Source organism: Okeania sp., assembly GCF_035285525.1.
Taxonomy (GTDB): domain Bacteria; phylum Cyanobacteriota; class Cyanobacteriia; order Cyanobacteriales; family Microcoleaceae; genus Trichodesmium.
On the sequence record NZ_JAYKGW010000244.1, the window covers coordinates 31,013 to 51,423 of the forward strand.

The 20,411-nt window shown below is 38.8% G+C and carries 26 protein-coding genes; 5 read left to right on the plus strand and 21 right to left on the minus strand.

What is annotated here, in order from left to right; translation table 11 throughout:
* Positions 1–257: 257 nt before the first annotated feature.
* From VKJ25_RS23075 to rplC, 20 genes are all read right to left on the minus strand, one after another.
* Positions 258–839 carry an adenylate kinase gene (locus tag VKJ25_RS23075; RefSeq protein WP_324238993.1) on the minus strand — a complete coding sequence of 194 codons (582 nt, stop codon included), beginning with the start codon at positions 837–839 and terminating at the stop codon, positions 258–260.
* Positions 839–2,179, minus strand: a complete 1,341-nt coding sequence (secY, locus tag VKJ25_RS23080) for a preprotein translocase subunit SecY (protein ID WP_324238994.1) — start codon at positions 2,177–2,179, stop codon at positions 839–841. The genes VKJ25_RS23075 and secY overlap by 1 nt, the downstream gene beginning before the upstream one ends.
* A 204-nt stretch (positions 2,180–2,383) precedes the next feature.
* Entirely contained in the window at positions 2,384–2,923 is a 540-nt protein-coding gene (rplO, locus tag VKJ25_RS23085; RefSeq protein WP_324238995.1) for a 50S ribosomal protein L15, read from the minus strand.
* A gap of 401 nt (positions 2,924–3,324) precedes the next feature.
* Positions 3,325–3,864, minus strand: coding sequence for a 30S ribosomal protein S5 (rpsE, locus tag VKJ25_RS23090; RefSeq protein WP_324238996.1), 540 nt, complete (start codon positions 3,862–3,864; stop codon positions 3,325–3,327).
* A gap of 318 nt (positions 3,865–4,182) precedes the next feature.
* Positions 4,183–4,545, minus strand: a complete 363-nt coding sequence (rplR, locus tag VKJ25_RS23095) for a 50S ribosomal protein L18 (protein WP_324238997.1) — start codon at positions 4,543–4,545, stop codon at positions 4,183–4,185.
* A 3-nt stretch (positions 4,546–4,548) separates the two neighbouring features.
* Positions 4,549–5,088 carry a 50S ribosomal protein L6 gene (rplF, locus tag VKJ25_RS23100; protein WP_324238998.1) on the minus strand — a complete coding sequence of 180 codons (540 nt, stop codon included), beginning with the start codon at positions 5,086–5,088 and terminating at the stop codon, positions 4,549–4,551.
* A 179-nt stretch (positions 5,089–5,267) separates the two neighbouring features.
* Positions 5,268–5,669, minus strand: a complete 402-nt coding sequence (gene rpsH, locus VKJ25_RS23105) for a 30S ribosomal protein S8 (RefSeq protein ID WP_324238999.1) — start codon at positions 5,667–5,669, stop codon at positions 5,268–5,270.
* A gap of 31 nt (positions 5,670–5,700) precedes the next feature.
* Complete coding sequence (gene rplE / locus VKJ25_RS23110) at positions 5,701–6,243, minus strand: 50S ribosomal protein L5 (RefSeq protein ID WP_324239000.1); 543 nt, start codon at positions 6,241–6,243, stop codon at positions 5,701–5,703.
* Positions 6,244–6,278: 35 nt separating this feature from the next.
* On the minus strand, positions 6,279–6,647 hold the full coding sequence (gene rplX, locus VKJ25_RS23115) for a 50S ribosomal protein L24 (protein WP_483143753.1): 369 nt from the start codon (positions 6,645–6,647) through the stop codon (positions 6,279–6,281).
* The gene (rplN, locus tag VKJ25_RS23120; protein ID WP_324239001.1) at positions 6,647–7,015 is read right to left on the minus strand and encodes a 50S ribosomal protein L14; all 369 of its coding nucleotides are present in this window, start codon (positions 7,013–7,015) and stop codon (positions 6,647–6,649) included. Before rplN ends, rplX begins: the two co-directional genes overlap by 1 nt.
* A 151-nt stretch (positions 7,016–7,166) precedes the next feature.
* Complete coding sequence (gene rpsQ / locus VKJ25_RS23125; RefSeq protein ID WP_324239002.1) at positions 7,167–7,415, minus strand: 30S ribosomal protein S17; 249 nt, start codon at positions 7,413–7,415, stop codon at positions 7,167–7,169.
* 274 nt (positions 7,416–7,689) lie between these two features.
* Positions 7,690–7,971 carry a 50S ribosomal protein L29 gene (rpmC, locus tag VKJ25_RS23130; protein ID WP_324239003.1) on the minus strand — a complete coding sequence of 94 codons (282 nt, stop codon included), beginning with the start codon at positions 7,969–7,971 and terminating at the stop codon, positions 7,690–7,692.
* A 3-nt stretch (positions 7,972–7,974) separates the two neighbouring features.
* The gene (gene rplP, locus VKJ25_RS23135) at positions 7,975–8,388 is read right to left on the minus strand and encodes a 50S ribosomal protein L16 (RefSeq protein ID WP_324239004.1); all 414 of its coding nucleotides are present in this window, start codon (positions 8,386–8,388) and stop codon (positions 7,975–7,977) included.
* A 232-nt stretch (positions 8,389–8,620) separates the two neighbouring features.
* Entirely contained in the window at positions 8,621–9,352 is a 732-nt protein-coding gene (gene rpsC / locus VKJ25_RS23140; protein WP_324239005.1) for a 30S ribosomal protein S3, read from the minus strand.
* A 54-nt stretch (positions 9,353–9,406) separates the two neighbouring features.
* The gene (gene rplV, locus VKJ25_RS23145; protein ID WP_324239006.1) at positions 9,407–9,766 is read right to left on the minus strand and encodes a 50S ribosomal protein L22; all 360 of its coding nucleotides are present in this window, start codon (positions 9,764–9,766) and stop codon (positions 9,407–9,409) included.
* Positions 9,767–9,788: 22 nt separating this feature from the next.
* The gene (gene rpsS / locus VKJ25_RS23150; RefSeq protein ID WP_324239007.1) at positions 9,789–10,064 is read right to left on the minus strand and encodes a 30S ribosomal protein S19; all 276 of its coding nucleotides are present in this window, start codon (positions 10,062–10,064) and stop codon (positions 9,789–9,791) included.
* 80 nt (positions 10,065–10,144) lie between these two features.
* Positions 10,145–11,008 (minus strand): 50S ribosomal protein L2, encoded by an 864-nt coding sequence (gene rplB, locus VKJ25_RS23155; protein ID WP_324239008.1) that lies wholly within the window; start codon positions 11,006–11,008, stop codon positions 10,145–10,147.
* Positions 11,009–11,224: 216 nt separating this feature from the next.
* Positions 11,225–11,530, minus strand: coding sequence for a 50S ribosomal protein L23 (locus VKJ25_RS23160; protein WP_324239009.1), 306 nt, complete (start codon positions 11,528–11,530; stop codon positions 11,225–11,227).
* Positions 11,520–12,158 carry a 50S ribosomal protein L4 gene (gene rplD / locus VKJ25_RS23165; RefSeq protein WP_324239010.1) on the minus strand — a complete coding sequence of 213 codons (639 nt, stop codon included), beginning with the start codon at positions 12,156–12,158 and terminating at the stop codon, positions 11,520–11,522. Before rplD ends, VKJ25_RS23160 begins: the two co-directional genes overlap by 11 nt.
* Positions 12,159–12,274: 116 nt before the next feature.
* Positions 12,275–12,958: a 50S ribosomal protein L3 gene (gene rplC / locus VKJ25_RS23170; RefSeq protein ID WP_324239011.1), complete on the minus strand. Its 684-nt coding sequence runs from the start codon at positions 12,956–12,958 to the stop codon at positions 12,275–12,277.
* A 1,191-nt stretch (positions 12,959–14,149) separates the two neighbouring features.
* Here rplC and ndhN point away from each other — a divergent pair.
* From ndhN to VKJ25_RS23195, 5 genes are all read left to right on the plus strand, one after another.
* Positions 14,150–14,626 (plus strand): NAD(P)H-quinone oxidoreductase subunit N, encoded by a 477-nt coding sequence (ndhN, locus tag VKJ25_RS23175; RefSeq protein WP_324239012.1) that lies wholly within the window; start codon positions 14,150–14,152, stop codon positions 14,624–14,626.
* Positions 14,627–14,898: 272 nt separating this feature from the next.
* The gene (ldpA, locus tag VKJ25_RS23180; RefSeq protein ID WP_324239013.1) at positions 14,899–16,113 is read left to right on the plus strand and encodes a circadian clock protein LdpA; all 1,215 of its coding nucleotides are present in this window, start codon (positions 14,899–14,901) and stop codon (positions 16,111–16,113) included.
* Between the two features lie 269 nt (positions 16,114–16,382).
* Entirely contained in the window at positions 16,383–18,155 is a 1,773-nt protein-coding gene (locus VKJ25_RS23185) for a R3H domain-containing nucleic acid-binding protein (protein ID WP_324239014.1), read from the plus strand.
* Between the two features lie 215 nt (positions 18,156–18,370).
* Positions 18,371–18,619 carry a FitA-like ribbon-helix-helix domain-containing protein gene (locus tag VKJ25_RS23190; RefSeq protein WP_324239015.1) on the plus strand — a complete coding sequence of 83 codons (249 nt, stop codon included), beginning with the start codon at positions 18,371–18,373 and terminating at the stop codon, positions 18,617–18,619.
* 89 nt (positions 18,620–18,708) lie between these two features.
* Positions 18,709–19,044, plus strand: coding sequence for a PIN domain-containing protein (locus VKJ25_RS23195; RefSeq protein ID WP_483143754.1), 336 nt, complete (start codon positions 18,709–18,711; stop codon positions 19,042–19,044).
* Between the two features lie 336 nt (positions 19,045–19,380).
* On the opposite strand, the gene VKJ25_RS23200 is transcribed toward VKJ25_RS23195, so the two are convergent.
* The gene (locus tag VKJ25_RS23200) at positions 19,381–19,719 is read right to left on the minus strand and encodes a PIN domain-containing protein (RefSeq protein ID WP_324239016.1); all 339 of its coding nucleotides are present in this window, start codon (positions 19,717–19,719) and stop codon (positions 19,381–19,383) included.
* Positions 19,720–20,411 lie beyond the last annotated feature (692 nt).

Here is a 20,411-nt window from a genome sequence, read left to right on the forward strand (position 1 = left end):
GTTGGTAATTATTCTAAAATTATTTCAGATAATTCCCTTAACATATTTTATCAAAAATTTTTAATTTTTAAGAGGTTATTTAGGTGGCACAAGTCCAATCTAATTGGAGCTATGAACAGTTAAATTTTTTTTAGGACTTTACAGAAACCGGGTTGATCGAGGAAATTTTCTGACTTGAGAAATAATAACAAGATAAACTCGGTTTCTGGTTTAGGTGAGTAAGTTCTGTTTTCCTCAAAATCTAATTCCAAGTTAGTTTAGATTAATTTATCAATAGTTTGTTTCAAAGAATTAGTCACCACATCAACTGACTGATTTCCATCTACAGTAACTAACTGTTGACGTGCTTGATAAAACTCTATCAAAGGTTGTGTTTGTTGATAATAAACCTGTAAACGATTTTTAATAGTTTCTTGATTATCATCTTGACGCCCCCTTGATAATAAACGAGTTACTAAAATATCATCTGGAACTTCCAAATTAATGACTTGAAAAGAATTACTTTCAGTCTCATTTTCAGTTGAACTTCCAGATAAAAGCTTTTTAGCAAACTCTTCTGCTTGAGTCACAGTCCGAGGAAAACCATCTAAAATCCAACCATTCTCCGCATCAGGGTGTTCCAATCTTTTTTGAACCATATCCAGGATGAGTTGGTCTGGGACTAAATCTCCTTTATCCATATACTCTTTAGCCTGAATACCTAAAGGAGATTCTTCTTTGACGTTACTGCGTAAAATATCACCCGTAGAAATATGAGGAACTTGGTACAAATCTGCTACTAGAGATGCTTGCGTTCCTTTCCCTGCCCCTGGTGGCCCCAAGAATACCAATCTTACCACTATTCCTTCACCATTCCTTCGTATCTTTGGGAGATAACATAAGTTTGAATTTGTTTCGCTGTATCAATAGCCACACCTACTAAAATCAATAGAGAAGTAGCTCCTAAACCCCTAAATGTCGGTACACGAGTGGCACTTTCTACAGCAGTAGGAACTATTGCTACTAAACCTAAGAAAATAGCTCCCAGAAAGGTTAAACGGTTCAAAACTTTTTCAATATACTCGCTCGTAGTTTTACCAGGGCGAATACCTGGAATACTTGCTCCCATTTTCTTCAAATTCTGTGACATATCTATGGGGTTCATAATTAGAGAAGCATAGAAATAACTGAAGAAAAGGATTAAAACGAAGTAAAATAGGGCATACAACCAAGGTGTCGGACCACTAGGACTTATGGCCGTAGCAATCTGAGATATAATTGGACTATTGGCAAACTGAGCTAAGGATACAGGTAAGATCAAAACTGCTGAGGCAAAAATAATTGGCATTACTCCACCTTGATTCAATCGTAAAGGTAGATAGCTCTTGGTTTCCCGATATAATTTTCTACCTACTTGACGACGAGCTGACAATATCGGTATCCGGCGACTACCCTCTTGCACAAACACAATACCCACAATCATTACCAGGAATACCAACAGCAAAATAATTGCTCGACCAACGATCGCTCGGTCTCCTCCTTCAAACAATTTGATGGTGTCCCCTAATGACTGAGGTAGTACAGCAACAATATTCACAAAAATCAGTAAAGATGCCCCATTTCCAATACCTCTTTCTGTGATTAATTCTGATATCCACATCACAAACATGGAACCTGCTGTGATTGCCAAAATAGTTTTGACAATAAATATAGGTCCTGGATTACTTGCTACTGTTAACAGCTCTCCATTAAACTCTCCAGATGAGTTATTTAGAAATATTGCTAAACCAAAGCTTTGCAATATCGACCAACCCAACGCCACATAGCGAGTAATTTGAGAAATCTTCCGACGTCCTGCCTCACCTTCATTTTTCTGCAAGTTTTCCAAACTGGGTAAAGCTGCCGTCATCAATTGAATAATAATTGATGCGTTAATATAGGGTATGATTCCTAATGCAAAAATACCTAATGCGGAAAAACCACCACCAGAAAAGAGGTCGAGGAATCCAGTTAAAGCCTGATTTCCAATTGTCGCTTGAAAAGCTTCTCTGTTTATTCCTGGTACTGGTAAGTACACACCTAGACGTACCAACAGAAGTAGACCTATTGTTACTAGAATCCGCCCTCGCAAACCTGCTGCCTGGGCCATCTGCAAGAATGTCTCTTGAGCAGTTGGTGCCTTGTCTCTACTAATGTCCATATATATTATTTCAGGTTTTGTTTTTTATATTTCAGGACTAAAGCCATGTGAACCCAGAAACCCGGTACGAGCGTAGACATCTATTGCTCAAAACCAGGATATATGCTAGCAACCGGGTTTCTTTGCGTAAGTCCTATATTTTTTGATTTTAGCAAAACTGGGCAAAATCTTCTGCTTTGAGAACCCACCCCTCTGGCTCCCCTCCTAGGAGGGGATGGGGGTGGGTGGCGGTTCTGTTGATTCTTGATCAGAATTATCTGGCTGTTCTGCTGAATCTTCATTAGACACAGTTTGAGAAACCCCTATTTCTTGACAACTACCACCCGCTGCTTCTATCTTGCTCCGAGCTGAAGCTGTAAAAGCTGCTGCATAAACTTTTAGGGAAACATTCAACTCTCCATCTCCCAAAACTTTGAGTGGACCATCGTCGCTGGTAATAATTCCAACTTCCATCAGAGAAGCAAGAGTTACTTCTGTGTTAGGTGGTAATGATGCCAACTTACTGACATTTATAATCGTGTATTTTTTCCTATTTACTAGCGGAAAACCTTTTAATTTTGGCAAACGACGGTAGAGGGGGTTTTGGCCACCTTCAAATCCAGGTCTAGTGCTACGACCAGAACGAGATTTTTGACCACGCATCCCTTTACCGCAGCTTGCACCTTGACCTGCAGAGATTCCCCGACCTACTCTGCGACCGCGTTGTTGGGAACCTTTTTTTGGAATTGCATCTTTTAATCGCATATTTTTTAATCTGGTTAGATGTTATATAGAATCCTGCTAAATACTTATTGTATCTACCAGAGGATATCCTCCTAACCCCCCTTTAAAAGGGGGCAAAGAAAGAAGCAGAAACAGAGTTTATTGTAGAAATTTCCAGATAGTGAAAAATACTTAGGGCAATAAACCCGGTTTCTTGTTTTTATAGGACTGATGCACGTCTAACGTATTTCTGTCATTGCTCCCGAGGCGCGTTTGCGAAGCAGTCTCTTAGGATAGCAATCTCAAATGCATAAAACTCGTTCATCATGGCTTTAGTCCTGTTTTAATTTAGAACTTAAGCAGAAACCGGGTTTATTGTAGAAATTTCCAGATAGTGAAAAATACTTAGGGCAATAAACCCGGTTTCTTGTTTTCCTTGAGAACTAAACATATAAAGTTTCTATAGGTACATCTCGCTCTTGAGCTACATCTGATAATGTTCTCAAAGCATCCAAAGCGTTAACAGCAGCTCTAGCATTGTTCAATGGATTTTTAGAACCTAACTGTTTAGCTAGTATATTTTGAACACCTGCTAATTCCAGAACTGTTCTGACAGCTCCCCCGGCAATAACTCCTGTACCTGGTGCTGCTGGTCGCATCATTACTTTGGCTCCTCCACCAATACCATTTACTGGGTGAGGAATAGAATTAGATTTGGTGAGTGGAACTTGTATAATATGTTTTTTACCATCGGCCACTCCTTTCTTTACCGCACCGATAACGTCCGCTGCCTTACCTACTCCAACGCCTACTTGACCCTTTTCGTTGCCGATGACAACGATAGCTCGGAAACTCAAGTTTTTACCACCTTTAACAACTTTGGTGACTCGGCGAATCTGGACAACTCTTTCTTGCCATTCAATTTCTTTTTCTTTGGTACGGCTACTTTTTTTCCGACGCTGTTGTTGCTGTTGTTCTGCCATATTTCTTACCCTTTGTCAAGTTGATTATTTTTTTTGTAATAGCGATAAAGAGGGAGTAGGGAGGAAAGAACTGATAAATAAGAGTAGAATCAGGAGTTACGCAAAGACACTGTATATAGCGTTTCGATGCCGGAGCGCACCTGGTAACGCACCCTACCAATAGCGTTCATGCGTAAGTCCTAAGAATAATTAATTTGATTTTTTATTATTTGGATATGTCTAAAATTCTCATCTTTCCATTTCCGCATTTTCCCATCACAACACTAAAAAAGATAAATAGCAAAGTTTTTGAGATTTAGTATAACTTTCAATAATAACTTAAAAGTCTAACCCAGCTTCACGAGCGGCCTCAGCTAAAGCTTTGACTCGACCATGATACAGGTTGCCACCACGGTCAAAAACTACTTGGTCTATTCCTTTTTCTAGCGATCGCTTGGCAATTAATTTACCTACTTCCATAGAAGCATCACAGTTAGCACCAGATTTAATGTTGGACTTTACTTCTGCTTCTACTGTTGAGGCAGCCACCAAGGTATGCTGCTTAGTATCATCTATTACTTGAGCATAGATGTGCATATTTGAGCGAAATACACATAGTCTAGGACGGTCTGGTGTCCCAAACACTTTTTTTCGGACTCGGCGATGTCGCTTTCTAATTGAATCTTGACGAGTATACTTCATTGTTTATTTCTTGCCTGACTTACCCGCTTTGAGTTTAATCATTTCTCCGGCATAACGAATGCCTTTTCCTTTGTAGACTTCTGGTGGACGGACAGCTCTAATTTTCGCTGCCGTATTGCCCACCAGCTCTTTATTAATACCGTTAACAATGACGTTGGTATTATTTTCTACCGCTATACTAATACCTTCAGGAGCTGGCATTTCCACTGGTTTACTGTAACCCACGTTCAATACTAAAGTCTTGCCTTGAACTTGGGCACGATAACCTACCCCTTGAATGGATAGGCGTTTTTCGTATCCCTTAGAAACCCCTTCTACCATATTAGCAACCAGAGTCCGACTGAGACCGTACCTCTGCCGTGCCCGGCGAGATTCTTCTTGAGGTTTCACAACAATAGTTTCCTCTTGTTGTTCCGCTCCTATCTCAGGTGGTAATACTCTGGAAAGTTCACCTTTCGGGCCTTTTACTGTTACTTTTTGACCCTCAATGGTAACGGTAACTTTTTTAGGTATCGGGATTGGACGTTTACCAATTCGTGACATATTTCCTATATTTAAGTTAAGTTGCTAGATATTTTTTTGTTTTGCTTAATCTATAGCTATCTATAAATTATTTTAGTTATAAAGCACTACAAAAAAAAGTTTTCAAACATTGATAAAATTAAAATCCTTTAGCCAATTAACTTGAGCTGATAGCTGATAGCTAAATGCTTAAAGCTATACTACCAAACATAGCAAAGAACTTCTCCACCAATGCCTCTTTTTCTAGCTTCCCTATCAGTCATAATTCCACTAGATGTAGAAATAATAGCTATTCCTATTCCACCTAAAACCCGTGGTAACTCTTTGCGATTTTTATAAACCCGGAGTCCTGGTTTACTAACTCGCTTCAAATATCTAATAATGGGTTGGCGATTCTTGCCTTTGTATTTTAAAGAAATTACTAAAAACTTCTTAATACCTTCCCCTTCTTGTTCAAACTCACCAATAAAACCTTCCTCTTTCAAGACTTTGGCAATACTGCGAGTCATCTTTGTTGCTGGAACTTTTGTGGTTGTATGTTGCGCCATGCAGGAGTTGCGAATTCGCGTCAACATATCTGATACTGTGTCGTTAGCCGCCATTTTTTCCTCTTTTCTTTAACTACTTTTTTAGTTAACTCCGGAAAGGCATTCCCATTTCTTTAAGCAGGGCACGGCCTTCTTCATCAGTTTTAGCTGTGGTAATAATCGAAATGTCCATTCCTCGAATTTGATCGATTTTGTCATATTCTATTTCGGGAAAAATAAGTTGTTCTTTAACCCCTAAACTATAATTGCCTCGACCATCAAAGCTTTTAGGATTTATGCCTCGAAAATCTCTAATTCTGGGTAATGCTAAATTAATTAGTCTATCTATAAATTCATACATTCTTCCAGAACGTAGAGTCACCATAACCCCTACTGGCATTCCTTGACGAATTTTAAAACCAGCGATCGCTTTTTTGGCTCTGGTTACTATTGGTTTTTGGCCTGTAATTGTGGCAAATTCTTTCACTGATGAATCTAGGGCTTTAGCATTTTGAGATGCTTCTCCTAAACCACGATTAATTGTTATTTTTACCAGTTTTGGTACTTGGTGAATATTCTTATACTTAAATTGTTCCATTAATTTAGGAACAATATTTTTATCGTAGTATTTCTTTAGTCTTTCTGCCATAGTTTTGCTGATTATATTGAAGAATTTACTTGAATTTAATCAATAATTTCTCCGGTTTTTTTGAGCTGACGTACTTTGCGACCGTCTTCTGTAAATGTATAACCAAAACGACTTGCTACTTTTTCTTTATTAGAATAAAGCATCACGTTAGAACTATGAATTGGAGCTTCAACGGTGACTATTTTACCAGATTCTCCTTCTTGCTGAGGCTTAACGTGTTTGGTTTTGATGTTAACATCTTTAACTACAACTTTGCTGATTTTCGGTAATACTTGCAGGATTTCACCTACCTTACCTTTATCTTTACCAGCAATTACCTGAACTGTGTCACCTTTTTTAACGTGAATTTTATAGCGTACAGGTTTTCCGTTGGCAGTCATCAAAGGTTTTTTCTTAAATGCCATTACAGTACCTCCGGTGCTAGGGATACAATTTTAGTAAAGTTTTTGTCTCGTAATTCACGAGCTACTGGGCCAAAAACACGAGTTCCCCGCGGGTTGCCTTCTGGGTTAATGATCACGACTGCGTTATCATCAAACCTAATACTCATACCACTTTCTCGGCGCAGACCTTTTTTAGTTCTTACCACCACAGCTCTAACTACATCTGACTTTTTAACAGCCATATTAGGAGATGCGTCTTTAACTACAGCGATAATTACATCACCTATGCGTGCATAGCGACGATTTCCACCACCGATTACACGGATACACATTACTTTACGGGCACCGCTATTATCAGCGACATTTAATACGGTTTCTTGTTGAATCATGGTGGTCTTTCTATGATTTCAGTATGTTGATACCAAACTTAGGGACGTTTCGCGAAACGTCCGTACAAACCTAAGATCTGTACAAACGTTGGGATTGAAAATGTTGTCAGATTTAATAGTTTTACCAAAACTCATCAAATCAACAATTAAATTAACTAATCTTAGAACTGATTATTTCAGCAACTTGCCAACGTTTGGTACGGCTCATCGGACGAGTTTCAGAAATCCGGACGCGATCGCCTTCTTTACATTTATTCTCCTCGTCGTGAACTTTATATCTTTTAGTTTTCACAACTGTTTTACCGTACCTGGGGTGAGCAGAGCGGTTTTCTACTGCCACCACTACTGTTTTTTGCATTTTGTTGCTGACAACTACTCCTACTAATTCTTTAGTCGCCATAATTTTTCTTCTTTACTTTATTGAGTTAAAACTGCTATTTAACCTCCTATCAGCTATCAGCTTTTAGTCAGTTTTTCGGGGTGAAAATTCCTATTTTCTATAAACAAAGCGAATGGTTGAAAATATTTCAAAATTACCATTCTTAACAAGTTAAAAAAATAATCTAATTTAGTATTGACTACTTCTTTAATTCTTACCTAAGAAATAAAATTTTTATCTAGTGTTAACAATTAATAATATTTTACTCAACTGAAACACCTATTATTTTTTTATTTTACTCAGGATTTTCTACTGTTTCAACAGGATTTGATTCTACCTCTGTAGTAGCCTCAGCCTCTTGAGCAGCTTCTGCTTGTTTAGCTAGTTCCCGCTCTTTTTCTATTGTTAATAACTGAGAAAGTCGATGGCGACCATGCTTAAACAGGTGTGGCTTTTCCATTCTTCCTGCACCTTTGAGGATGCGCAAGTCTAACAATTCTCGCTTAACCCTAACTATTTCACTAGCTAGTTCTTCATCACTCAATTCTCTAACTTCTGCTATTTTTGGAAAAGGCATAAATTATTCCTCCTCGCGTACAATAAACCTTGTCTTAATAGGCAGTTTAAATGATGCTAAACGCATAGCTTCACGAGCTATGTCTTCCGCAACCCCACCTAACTCAAACATAATACGACCTGGTTTAACTACTGCCACCCAATATTCAGGGGCACCTTTACCAGAACCCATACGAGTTTCCGCCGCTCTCATTGTAACTGGTTTATCTGGAAAAATACGAATCCAAATTTTTCCACCCCTACGGATGTAACGAGTCATCGCACGTCGAGCCGCTTCGATTTGACGGGAAGTAATCCAAGAAGGTTCTAATGCTTGGAGTGCATATTGACCAAAGTTGATCTTATTGCCACTATTAGCATTACCTCTCATCCTTCCACGTTGCTGTTTTCGGAATTTTGTTCTCTTAGGACTTAACATAGTCTACTATTTTATTTTTGGCTTAAGTATAAGTATTTTCTGAAGGAAAAAATAGTCACTAGCTACAAATTAAACTTCTAACTTATGACCAGAAAATAAGGTCTCAAGCTTTCCTTTTTAAGGGTATGAAGAAAATCAACGTCAGTATTTCAAGACTATAACTTTAGCCAGAGATGCCGATCACTGATCACTGTTGTACGGACGTTCGCATTTTTGTTATGCAACGTCCCTACTAACCGTCGTTAGACCTATCCTCATATTGCTGACGACGTTTTTGTTGTCTACGTTTTGGTTGTCTTTCTTGAGCTTCGGCAATTTGTTCTTGACCAGGAATAATTTCTCCTTTAAATACCCAAATTTTAATACCAAGAATACCGTAAATTGTTTTTGCAGTACAATAGCAATAATCAATATCAGCTCTCAAGGTATGCAACGGTACACTACCTTCTCTAGTCACCTCAGTCCGAGCAATTTCTGCCCCATTTACTCTACCACTCACTTGTACCTTAATACCTTCTACACCAGCTTTTTGCGCTCTAGTTATAGCTTGACGTACAACTCTGCGAAAAGATACCCTTTTTTCTAGCTGTTGAGCAATGTATTCACCAATAAGCGTCGCATCAGTATCTACTTTTGTGACTTCAACAACATTGATTCTAATTTGACGGTTGGTATTCCCCAAAAGTTTTTGTAACCCAACTCTCAAAGCATCAATACCTGCACCACCTCGACCAACTACTACACCTGGTCTAGCAGTGCTAACTTCTAAGTCTATTTGGTCTGCTTTTCTGTCAATCTTAATTCTAGAGATACCTGCACTTGCCAGATTTTCTCTTACATATTTACGAATTGTGTGGTCTTCTTGCAACAATTCTGGGTAGTTTCTAGCGTCAGCATACCAACAAGAACGATGCTCTTGGGTAATACCTAGTCTAAAACCAATTGGATGTATTTTCTGTCCCATTAAATTAGTCTTTATCGAATGTTTTAATCTAATTGATCAAATTTTTCAACTTACTTAATCATTAGCTACAGAAGCAACTGCCACTGTGATATGACAAGTAGGCTTACGAATTTTGTAAGCACGACCTTGAGCGCGGGGTCGATAACGTGGTAAACAAGGTCCTTGGTCAGCAAAAGCTGTAGATATAACTAGGGTTGTTGGGTCTAGTCCTTCGTTATGCTCGGCATTTGCTGCTGCGGAACGCAATACTTTCAGAATTGGACTACAAGCTCGGTATGGCATAAATTCCAGAATAATTAATGCTTCCCGGTAAGAAATACCTCGAATTTGGTCAAGCACCCGCCGCGCTTTAAACGGAGACATTCTGATATAACGAGCTATTGCTTTTACTTCTTTACTGGTATATTCAGGCATACCCTATCTCCACTTAATCTATTTATCTTTTTGATTTTTTGTCGCTACCGTGACCCCGATATGTTCTGGTTAGTGCAAATTCACCTAATTTGTGACCTACCATTTGATCGGAGATGAAAACGGGAACGTGCTGACGTCCATTGTGTACAGCGATCGTATGACCCACCATATCAGGAATAATAGTTGAAGCTCTTGACCAAGTTTTAACCACCTGTTTTTGGTTCTTAGCGTTTAAAGCTTCTATTTTTTTCATCAGACTATCCGCAATGAATGGTCCTTTTTTTAATGAACGAGACATAATTCAATTTATGGTTAATTTAGTACGATTAAAATTCCAGAACTAAAGCTGACTGCTGAAAGCTATCCGCTTCTGATGTTTTAACTTTGACGACCACCTTTGCCTCGTTTAGAGGATTTACGCCGACGTTGTACGATTAAAGCATCACTCTGTTTTTTCTTCTTACGGGTCTTCATACCCAATGCTGGTTTACCCCAAGGGGTAACTGGTCCGCTTCTACCAACTGGTGCGCGACCTTCACCACCACCATGGGGGTGATCCACTGGGTTCATCACACTACCTCTAACTGTTGGTCTTTTCCCTTTCCAGCGGTTACGACCTGCTTTACCGATACTAATATTCCGATGTTCAATGTTGCCTATTTGACCTAGGGTTGCGTAGCAACTTGCTCGGATTTTACGTCGTTCACCAGAGGGAAGTTTGAGTGTTACATACTCTCCTTCTTTGGCTACTACTTGAGCTACAGCTCCAGCAGAACGCGCCATTTGTCCGCCTTTACCAGGAACGAGTTCTATATTATGAACATCTGTACCTAGAGGAATTTGACTTAGAGGTAAAGCGTTTCCAACTTCCAGGGGAGCGTTCACTCCAGATATAATTATTGTGCCAATTTCTAATCCCACAGGATGCAGAATATAGCGTTTTTCTCCATCTTGATAATGCAGAAGTGCTATTCTAGCGTTACGGTTGGGGTCATATTCTATTGCTGCTACTTTAGCGGGAATATTATGTTTATTACGATGGAAGTCGATAACACGATATAATCTTTTAGTACCACCACCTCGGTGACGGCAGGTGATTACCCCACGGTTATTACGACCCTTTTTCCTATGTTTGAATTTAACCAGAGATTTTTCTGGTTTCGAGCGAGTTATTTCCGCGAAGTCGGAAACACTATGTTCTCGGGTACTTGCAGTATAGGGTCGGTAAGAACGAATACCCATAATTTTTTGCTCTACGTTCAGTATATTTTACAATAAGCTTTCGGCTACTAGCATTCAGCTTGTGGATGAAATTTTTGAGGAACAGAGTATTGTGTAGTCAGAAGGAATATACATCAAAGTAGGAAAAAGATTGAACTTCCCACCCTTCCCACCCTTCCCACCCTTCCCACACTTCCCACACTCTCCATCTCTAAAAAAGTATATCCCCAATGGATTTTACAGATCAGGGAACAGAACTTTTCTAATTGGTTCCCCATCTTCTAGAGTCACAATAGCTCTTTTATATCTAGGTTTAAAACCCATAAATTTGCCTACTCGGCGTTTTTTTCTTGGTAAATTTAAAGTATTGATACCTATTACTTTTACCTCAAATACTTGCTCAATGACCTCTTTAATCATTGGCTTAGTTGCCCTTGGGTCTACATCAAATGTATATTGATTTAGTTCCATTAACATAGTAGCTTTTTCGGTAATAACTGGGTTTTTGATGATATCTACTAAGTCTCGTGAATCAAGTTTCATTTCCGTAGACCTCCTGAATTTTGGCAATTGCGGTTGCAGTTGCAATAATTTTGTCTGCTTCTAGAATGTCGTAAATATTCAAGTTGGTGGCTAGAGTTATTTTGAGCTTGGCAATGTTACGACCAGACAAATAAACATTCTCTTGTTTTTCTGGTAAAACCAACAGGACTTTTGCCTCTGGTTCTACTCCCCAGCGAGCGATCGCTTCTACCAAATCTTTGGTTTTTGGTTTAGCAAATTGTTCGGCAAATTCTTCTATTACAATTAACTCTTCTGAGCGACTTTGGAAAGCAGTGCTTAATGCTAGACGTTTTTCCTTACGGTTCATTTTGTGGGAATAGTCTCTTGGTTTCGGACCAAAAATTACACCACCACCACGCCATAGGGGAGAACGTATTGAACCTGCTCTGGCTCTACCTGTTCCTTTTTGTCGCCAAGGTTTGCGACCACCACCTCTAACTTCCGATCTGGTTTTAGTGCTAGCTGTTCCCTGGCGGTTATTTGCCATTTGTAGTCTTAAAGACCTGTGAACAACATGAGCTGCACTTTCTTCTTTTGCTACTCGTAAGTTGAGAGTTGTTTGTCCTACTTCTTCACCTTGCCAGTTTTTGATGACACAATCAACCATCTTTCTTTCTCAAAGATTTTTTCTATTTTTTACTGTAAGCATTCAAAAGCCTTCTTTAAATCCTAGTCCTCAAGTTAGGTCTTCTTGCTGATAGCTGACAGCTAATAGCTAAATGCTTACTTTTGACCTACTATGTTTGCTGGTGTAACACTAATTAATGTACCTGGTTTGCCAGGAATACTTCCTTTGATTAGCAATAAGTTACGTTCGGTATCTATTCTCACTACTTTGAGTTTTCTAGTAGTGACTCGCACATTTCCTAACTGACCTGCCATTTTCTTTCCTGGATACACACGGCCTGGAGTTGTTCCCGGACCTGTGGAACCTGGTAAACGGTGGTTTTTGGAACCGTGTGCCATTGGTCCACGTCTAAAGTTATGACGTTTCTGATAACCAGCAAAACCTTTACCGATGCTTTTTCCGGTAACGTCAACCAGTTGACCTGCTTCAAATAAGTCAACTTTTATTTGTTGACCTAGTTCAAAGTTCCCTGTGTTGTCTACTCTGTATTCTCGTAGATGACGCAAAGGAATACCACCTGATTTAACCAAGTGACCTTGTTCGGGACTGGTTAAATATTTGTTGACTTCTTTTGGTTCTTTTGTGTTTAGTTTACGGGTTTTATTTTTGGCTTCACCATATCCAATTTGAACAGCAGTGTAACCATCTGTCTGTTCTGTTTTGATTTGGGTAACTATACATGGACCAGCTTGAACGACTGTTACTGGAATTGCTTTTCCGGTGTCAGCTTCAAATACTTGTGTCATGCCTAGTTTTGTGCCAAGGATACCAACTGCCACTGTCGCTCTCCTTTACTCTTTATGCACTACTAATGATTAGTTAAAATTTATAGATATATTACTGGAATCATGCAAAGATACTATATCTAGGTGTAGGTTGGGTTGAGGTACGAAACCAAACAAAAATCTTTCTCTCCTAGGGACTTTGCATGCAACATCCCTATTGACTAATGCACTATTTTAGATGAAACAATGCAGTAGGGTGCGTTTCCCTGTGCGACATGAAAAGTGAAACAATACAGTAGTGGACTGTTTCATCTCAAAATGTAGGTTAGGTATACGACAGTGAAACCAAACAAAGCTTTGTTGGGGTTGGGTTTTGTGCCTCAACCCAACCTACGTCCTAATGCACCAACAACCTAATATTTAGTGCCTTTGTCTAATTCCTGGATATATTATTAATACAGACTATTTATAGAGATTATTATCTCAACTTAAGCTATATCGAATCTACTAATATCCAATATTTTAGGGAGTTTGGCAGCCAAAACCTGTTATTTGGGTTAGAGTTCCTGCCAATCCTGACGGTGGAATCTTCATTCATATCAAATCCGCTGGCTTTGGATAATAAGGTTCTACCAGTTAATATTGGTAGTATTGGCGAAAATTCTTAGATTTTACAGGGTTTGGAGACCAAACCCCTACGGTCTTTAATTCTACCGATACTACTGAATTTGATATGGCGCTTCTAAATGATTTGTGTAAAAAACTATAGGGGTTTAGTTTAGATATCCAATTTTGACTTGGGTTTCGATGCTAAACCTCTACGAGAAAATTTCACAAGCCATTCAGAACCGCAATATTCATTCATTGCAGGCAGAAGGTCTGCGCTTACAAGCCAGATAAACAGGCAAGATGCCTGTGTTACTTTTGCCAGGTTAATTTACAGGTAGGATGCCCGTGCTACTCTTTGAATTTATCTGATGATGATTCCGTGGTCGCCAGGACTTGATTAGCAAGCTAATCAGTATCCATTTTATCGCTTTCCTAATACCCACCAACTGAATATTAAGGCCAAATTATTTTTTTTCAGCGACAATATCCTATATTACAGTATTTACTCAGACTTGTCTAGAGGTAAAAATAATTTTTTGAGAATTTGCTAGAAATACAATCATCTTGGATTTGACGAACTATAATGTAGACCAAGTATAATCAGCTAGGATCAAAGAATTAGGGAAAAGATTAAGCATGGCACTGATTACAACTGGTGGAGGACTGATTCGGGATTTAGAGAAGTCTGGAGCTTTAGCCGTTTATGCTCCTTTAGAAGGAGGATTTGAAGGACGCTATCAACGTCGTTTAAGGGCTTCTGGCTATGTCACTCATAATATTACGGCCAGAGGATTAGGAGATTTGGCCATGTATCTCACGGGAGTGCATGGGGTTAGACCTCCTCACTTGGGTAAGAAAACTGTGCCCAATGGCGCAGCGGTTGGGTATGTCTACTATGTCCCACCAATTGTGAGTTATAAGTTAGATCATTTACCACCCAAGGCTAAGGGTTTAGTTCTGTGGATTATAGAAGGCCAGATTCTATCTAGTCAAGAAATTGAGTATTTAACTACCTTGCCTAAGTCGGAACCACGGGTCAAGGTAATTGTGGAAATGGGTGGTGATCGCTTCTTTAGGTGGACACCGCTCCCAAATACTTTAGTCCCTGCTTAAAAGTTTTCTCGGAAAAACTTTTTTTGCAGATTAGGGATAAAACTGGTCTGCCCATCGCAACATAACACTGAGCTGCCTTGGGAACCAAGATAGCTATATAAGTATTTATGAAGATTGGAAACTACTAGAAATTCTAGGTATGTCCAATCGACAATTTGTCTAATGAGGTATTAGCGGGTGAGGGACTAAACTTTAACTATAACACAACTTTGTTGAGGGACTTCACCGCGATACATCAAATTTTTTTTTAAGCTCAAAACTACTAGATAAGCTTGAGAGAACGCTACTATCCTTTAAAATCTTTGACAGAAGGCCATTGGTTTAAGTTGATCTGTGGTGCGAGTTTTCAACACCTGCCCACGGTGAGAAATTTAACGTTGGCTTACACTTTGGCAGGGGCAGATTGTATTGATGTGGCTGCAGACCCGGCGGCGATCGCTGCGGTAAAAGAAGCTCTGGATGTCGCATCTAAGCTCAGACCTTGGGCAAGATATCAGGAGTTTGGCTATCAAGGAAGGCCATTAATCATGGCCAGTATTAATGATGGAGAAGACCCTCATTTTCGCAAGGCTGAGTTTGACCCGACTATTTGCCCCACAGACTGTTGGCGACCTTGTGAGAAGGTATGTCCGGCAGATGCGATAGTTTTTTCTAATAATAAAAATGGTGTAACTTCTGGCTATTCGGGAGTTGTAGATGAACTTTGCTACGGTTGTGGCAGGTGTTTGTCTGTATGTCCTAATGAACTAATACAGGCTCGTTCTTATGTTTCTACTCCTAGTTCTATTGCTTCATTGGTTTTACAGACTGGTGTGGATGGGATAGAAATTCATACTCAAGTGGGGAGAGAAAGTGATTTTCAGCGACTCTGGAAAAGTATAAAGCCTTGGTTACATCAATTAAAGCTGATTGCTATTAGTTGTCAGGATGGAGAGGGGTTAATAAAATATTTACACAATTTGTATGAAATTATTTCTCCTCTTCCCTGTACTCTAATTTGGCAAACTGATGGTAGACCAATGAGTGGTGATATCGGTCTAGGTACTACTGCAGCTAGTATTAAATTAAGTCAAAAAGTTTTAGAAGCAAAATTACCAGGTTATGTACAACTAGCTGGTGGTACAAATAATTATACTGTAGCCAAGTTAATGGCTGCGGGTTTGCTAGCAAATAAAAATCAGGAAGCAGATCGAGACGCTTTCAATAACTTAAATAATTCGATTTCACGAAATAAATTTGTTGCTGGTGTAGCTTATGGAAGCTATGCTCGTGTTCTGTTGTCACCAATTTTAGAAAAATTAGAAAAAATGCACAAATCACAACTACAGGCGATCGAATTTGCTTGTTGTACCGCTGATGTAGTGGTAAAAAAGGTTGATCGCAACCAAGAGAAAAATTTTCCACTAACGAAGTTAGAGAATGTACCAGAGATTCTCTGGGAAACTGTGAGTTTAGCTAGTTCTCTGGTTTCCCAAATTAAACAATAATTGATAATGGGTTTAATAATTATAGGACTAAAGCCATGAACGCTGTTGGTAGGGTGTGTTTTGCGTTCCGCAAAGCTCCGCTTTATATGTCAGCTCAAGCGCCGAAACGCTACGCGACATGTAAAGCTGATCTCGTAACGCACCGAGACTATATATAGTGGCTTTGCGTAAGTCCTGAATTAGTAATTAACAATAGATAATTGATAATTATTAATTATCCATTATCCATTATCAATTATTCATTATCCATTATTAATTATGTAGAAAATATGCAGATAACAGACGACCTTTATAGATTATTGGAAATTGTTCCCGACCAAATCAGAGGGCCTTTACAGCATCATCAAGAGCGAAATCATCTGATTGAAATTGTGATGGATCTGGGTCGTCTCCCAGAAGCTCGTTTTCCATCTCACGCAGAATATTTAGGGGAAATTCCGGTTTCCAGAAAAGACCTGAGTTATTCTATTGAACGCATTGGAAATTTTAGTAGTGATAACAGGGCGGGTATTGAACAGACGCTACATCGAATTAGTGCTATGCGTAACCGCACTGGAGAAGTTATTGGTTTGACTTGCCGAGTGGGGCGGGCGGTTTTTGGTACTATTGCCATGATTCGTGAATTGGTGGAAACCGGAAAGTCAATTTTAATGCTTGGTCGCCCTGGCGTGGGAAAAACAACTGCATTACGAGAAATTGCGCGGGTGCTGGCGGATGATTTAGAAAAACGGGTAGTAATTATTGACACTTCTAATGAAATTGCTGGAGATGGAGATATTCCTCACCCTGCTATTGGCCGTGCGCGTCGGATGCAGGTAGCGACTCCGGAAGAACAGCATCGAGTAATGATTGAAGCGGTGGAAAATCATACCCCACAGGTGATTGTGATTGATGAGATTGGTACGGAGTTGGAAGCTCTGGCAGCGAGAACTATTGCGGAACGTGGGGTGCAGTTGGTGGGTACTGCTCATGGAAATCAGATTGATAATTTGCTGAAGAATCCAACTTTATGCGATCTGATTGGGGGTATTCAGACTGTGACTTTGGGTGATGATGAGGCTCGACGACGGGGTTCGCAAAAGACTGTTTTGGAACGGAAGGCTCCTCCTACTTTTGAAATTGCGGTAGAAATGTTGGAAAGGCATCGTTGGGTGGTTCACGAGCAGGTGGCTAATACTGTTGATGCTTTGTTGCGGGGGCAAAAACCGAATCCCCAGGTGAGGACGATGGATGAGAATGGTGAGATACAGGTTAAACGTGAGTTTAATAGTGGTGTTGGTTTAGGTGGGGGTGTTAATGGTAATGCCGGGACGTTGTTGGGAACGTCGGAGAGGAGGTTAACTTCTGGTGGTAATTTTCGGGATTCTGGTTATATGATGCCGTTGCAGAATACTGGTGAAGTGGTTGAACCTTTGGAGTTTTCTCAGGCAAAGTCTTTTGAGGAGATGTTGGATGATTCTTTTTCTGGTAATGGGATGTTTTCTCCTGGTACTGGAGATGCTTGGGAGGGTAAGAGTAGGGGGCCGAATGGTGAGGATTTGCCTTTGCACGTTTATCCTTATGCTATTCCACGACATCAAATCGAACAGGTGATTAGTACGTTGGGTTTGCCTGTGGTTTTGACTAAGGATATTGATGGTGCGGATGTGGTTTTGGCTTTGCGATCGCACACTCGGAAACAGTCTAAGTTACGTCATGCGGCGAAGACTCGTCATGTGCCTATTCATGTGATTAAGAATAGCAGTTTGCCTCAGATTGCTAAGGCGTTGCGAAGGTTGTTGGATATGGACGATCCTGCGACTCCTGAGTTTGCGGATTTGAATTTGTTTGCTGCTTCTGCTTCGGAGGATGAGATGGAGGCGTTGGAGGAAACACGGTTGGCGGTGGAGCAGATTGTGATTCCGAAGGGGCAACCTGTGGAACTTTTGCCCAGGTCTCCGAAGGTGCGGAAGATGCAGCATGAGTTGGTTGAGCATTATCGGTTGAAGTCTTCTAGTTTTGGGGATGAACCGAATCGTCGTTTGCGGATTTATCCAGCGTAAGTGAGTGGGGGAGTGGGGGAGTAGGGGAGTAGGGTGCGTTATATTTTGTTAACGCACCGTTTATCCTAAATGTTACGGTGCGTTACGCTTCGCTAACACACCCTACTGGAATGTTTCATTACAACAGTTGTTTATCTGGTGAAATATTTAGTCTTAATTTTCACAAAAATGAAGTATAATTAACAATTATAAAACAACTAAAAAAAGTCAAGAATATGAACAGTATCATAATTGATAACTTTGATGATGACCTTATAGTTAGGTTACAAAAGCGAGCGGAACATAGTGGGCGTTCTCTGGAAGCAGAAGCTAAAGAAATTCTCCGTGCAGTATTAACAAAAAACGAAGAAAATTCTTTAAATCTTGCTGCAAAAATAGAGCAACGTTTTTCCCATTTTGGAGATTTTGAAATCCCAATTATATCTAGAGACTCCCTACGCGAAATTCCCAATTTTGAGGATTGATATGATTGTACTTGATACTAATGTAGTGTCGGAATTAATGAAATTTAAAGGCTCATCAATAGTTCGTAAATGGGTGGGGTGAAAGACCAATAAATAATCTTTTTATAACAACTATTACTCAAGCTGAAATTCTCTATGGGATTGCATTATTACCACTGGGAAAACGTAAAAATGAACTAACTCAAGTGGCTAAATTAATGTTTGCTGAAGATTTCGCTGGCAGAGTTTTACCGTTTGATGAAAAAGCAGCAACTGCTTTTGCTGAAATTGCTGCTAAAAGAAGAAGGATGGGTAAGCCAATCTCTCAAGCTGATGCTCAGATTGCTAGTATTTGTTACAGTCAGCAAGCTACTCTTGTCACTAGGAATATTTCTGATTTTGAAGATTGTGATATTGCTATTATTAATCCTTGGGAGGTAGATTAAACTAATAGTATTTATACTTTATTTTTGCAGTAATTTAACAATTGCTACTTTAGGTAATTATTTTACTTTTTTTGTGTAATTCTTATTATATAGTATTTGAGTCGCTTTATTAATGCTCAAAAATGGTTGGAGATTAGATATTAATATAGTCATTTAATTTAAGAATTAAACACTTTTTCGGCTGAAATACTTTCACAGCAATAAATACTTGTCTCATTCTTAAATCGTCTCTAATAAATATAATTATTAGACCTTTAATCAACAAACTAATTTTCTAGTGTTAAATCTTCAAAATTTTCAAAATCAACTATATTGTTAGTTACTAAAATTAGATTTTTAGTAGCAGCATATAGAGGCAATTTGACTATCAATAAAACTAGGAATTTTACCTATCTTAGATAATCTAGTTCTCTCTTTTGCATGGTATTGTGCAGATTTTAAATCATAATTAAATATAGGGACATTTAAAATCAGATCGCTGATATATTCCTGAAAAAAATTACGTCTCTTTGATTCTGGTAAACGCCAGCAACCATATAAAAATTCGTGAATAACTACCGTAGCTGTACAAATTTGTAATTGATTTATTGTCAATTTATTAACAACTTGAGGATGAGGAGAAGCACGCATAGATTCAGAAATTATATTAGTATCTAGCAAATACTTTAAGTTCATAAATCAACTTCTATCCCTGGTGACTTGTCTCGTAAGTTATCAAAATTATTATCTTCCAAAGTAATTTTTTCTTGTTCTATTTTTGCCCTAAATTTTTGATAGGCTGACCAAAAATCATTAACTTCTTTAATTTATATTAAAATTTCTTGGTTATCTGGTAAATTTATTTACTTCCTCTAATAATTCAATAATCTTTCCTTTTTTAATTCTTTTTACTAACATAAAGTTAATTTCTTAAATATACAGAAAGTTCTGGTTAAATTATAACAATTATAGCGATTTTTACTTTGCTAAAATACAGTAAAGACGTTCCATGGAGCGTCCCTACTTTGGTTATAAAAATGTGGTGTATTAAGGGTGAAAAATGCTGTATGGTTGATAAATAAAAATAGATTTAGAGACAAGGTTTTGGCATAAATTATTTGTATTGGGTTTATCCTACGGATAAGTTACCCTAACGTTATCTCAACCCAACCTACAAATACTAAAAGGTTAGGATATTTAACTTTCAAAAGAATAATTTTCTTCAACTATACAAAAAATGTAAATATCAACCCACATTTCACACTTCAAATTGTATCATAATAAGTTACAGGAAATTCATCTATTGAATTAAGTAGAATTACTTATGGTGTTGGGTGACTCCAAGTCAGATCATAAAGCTGACAATATCCTGATGATTATTATTAAAA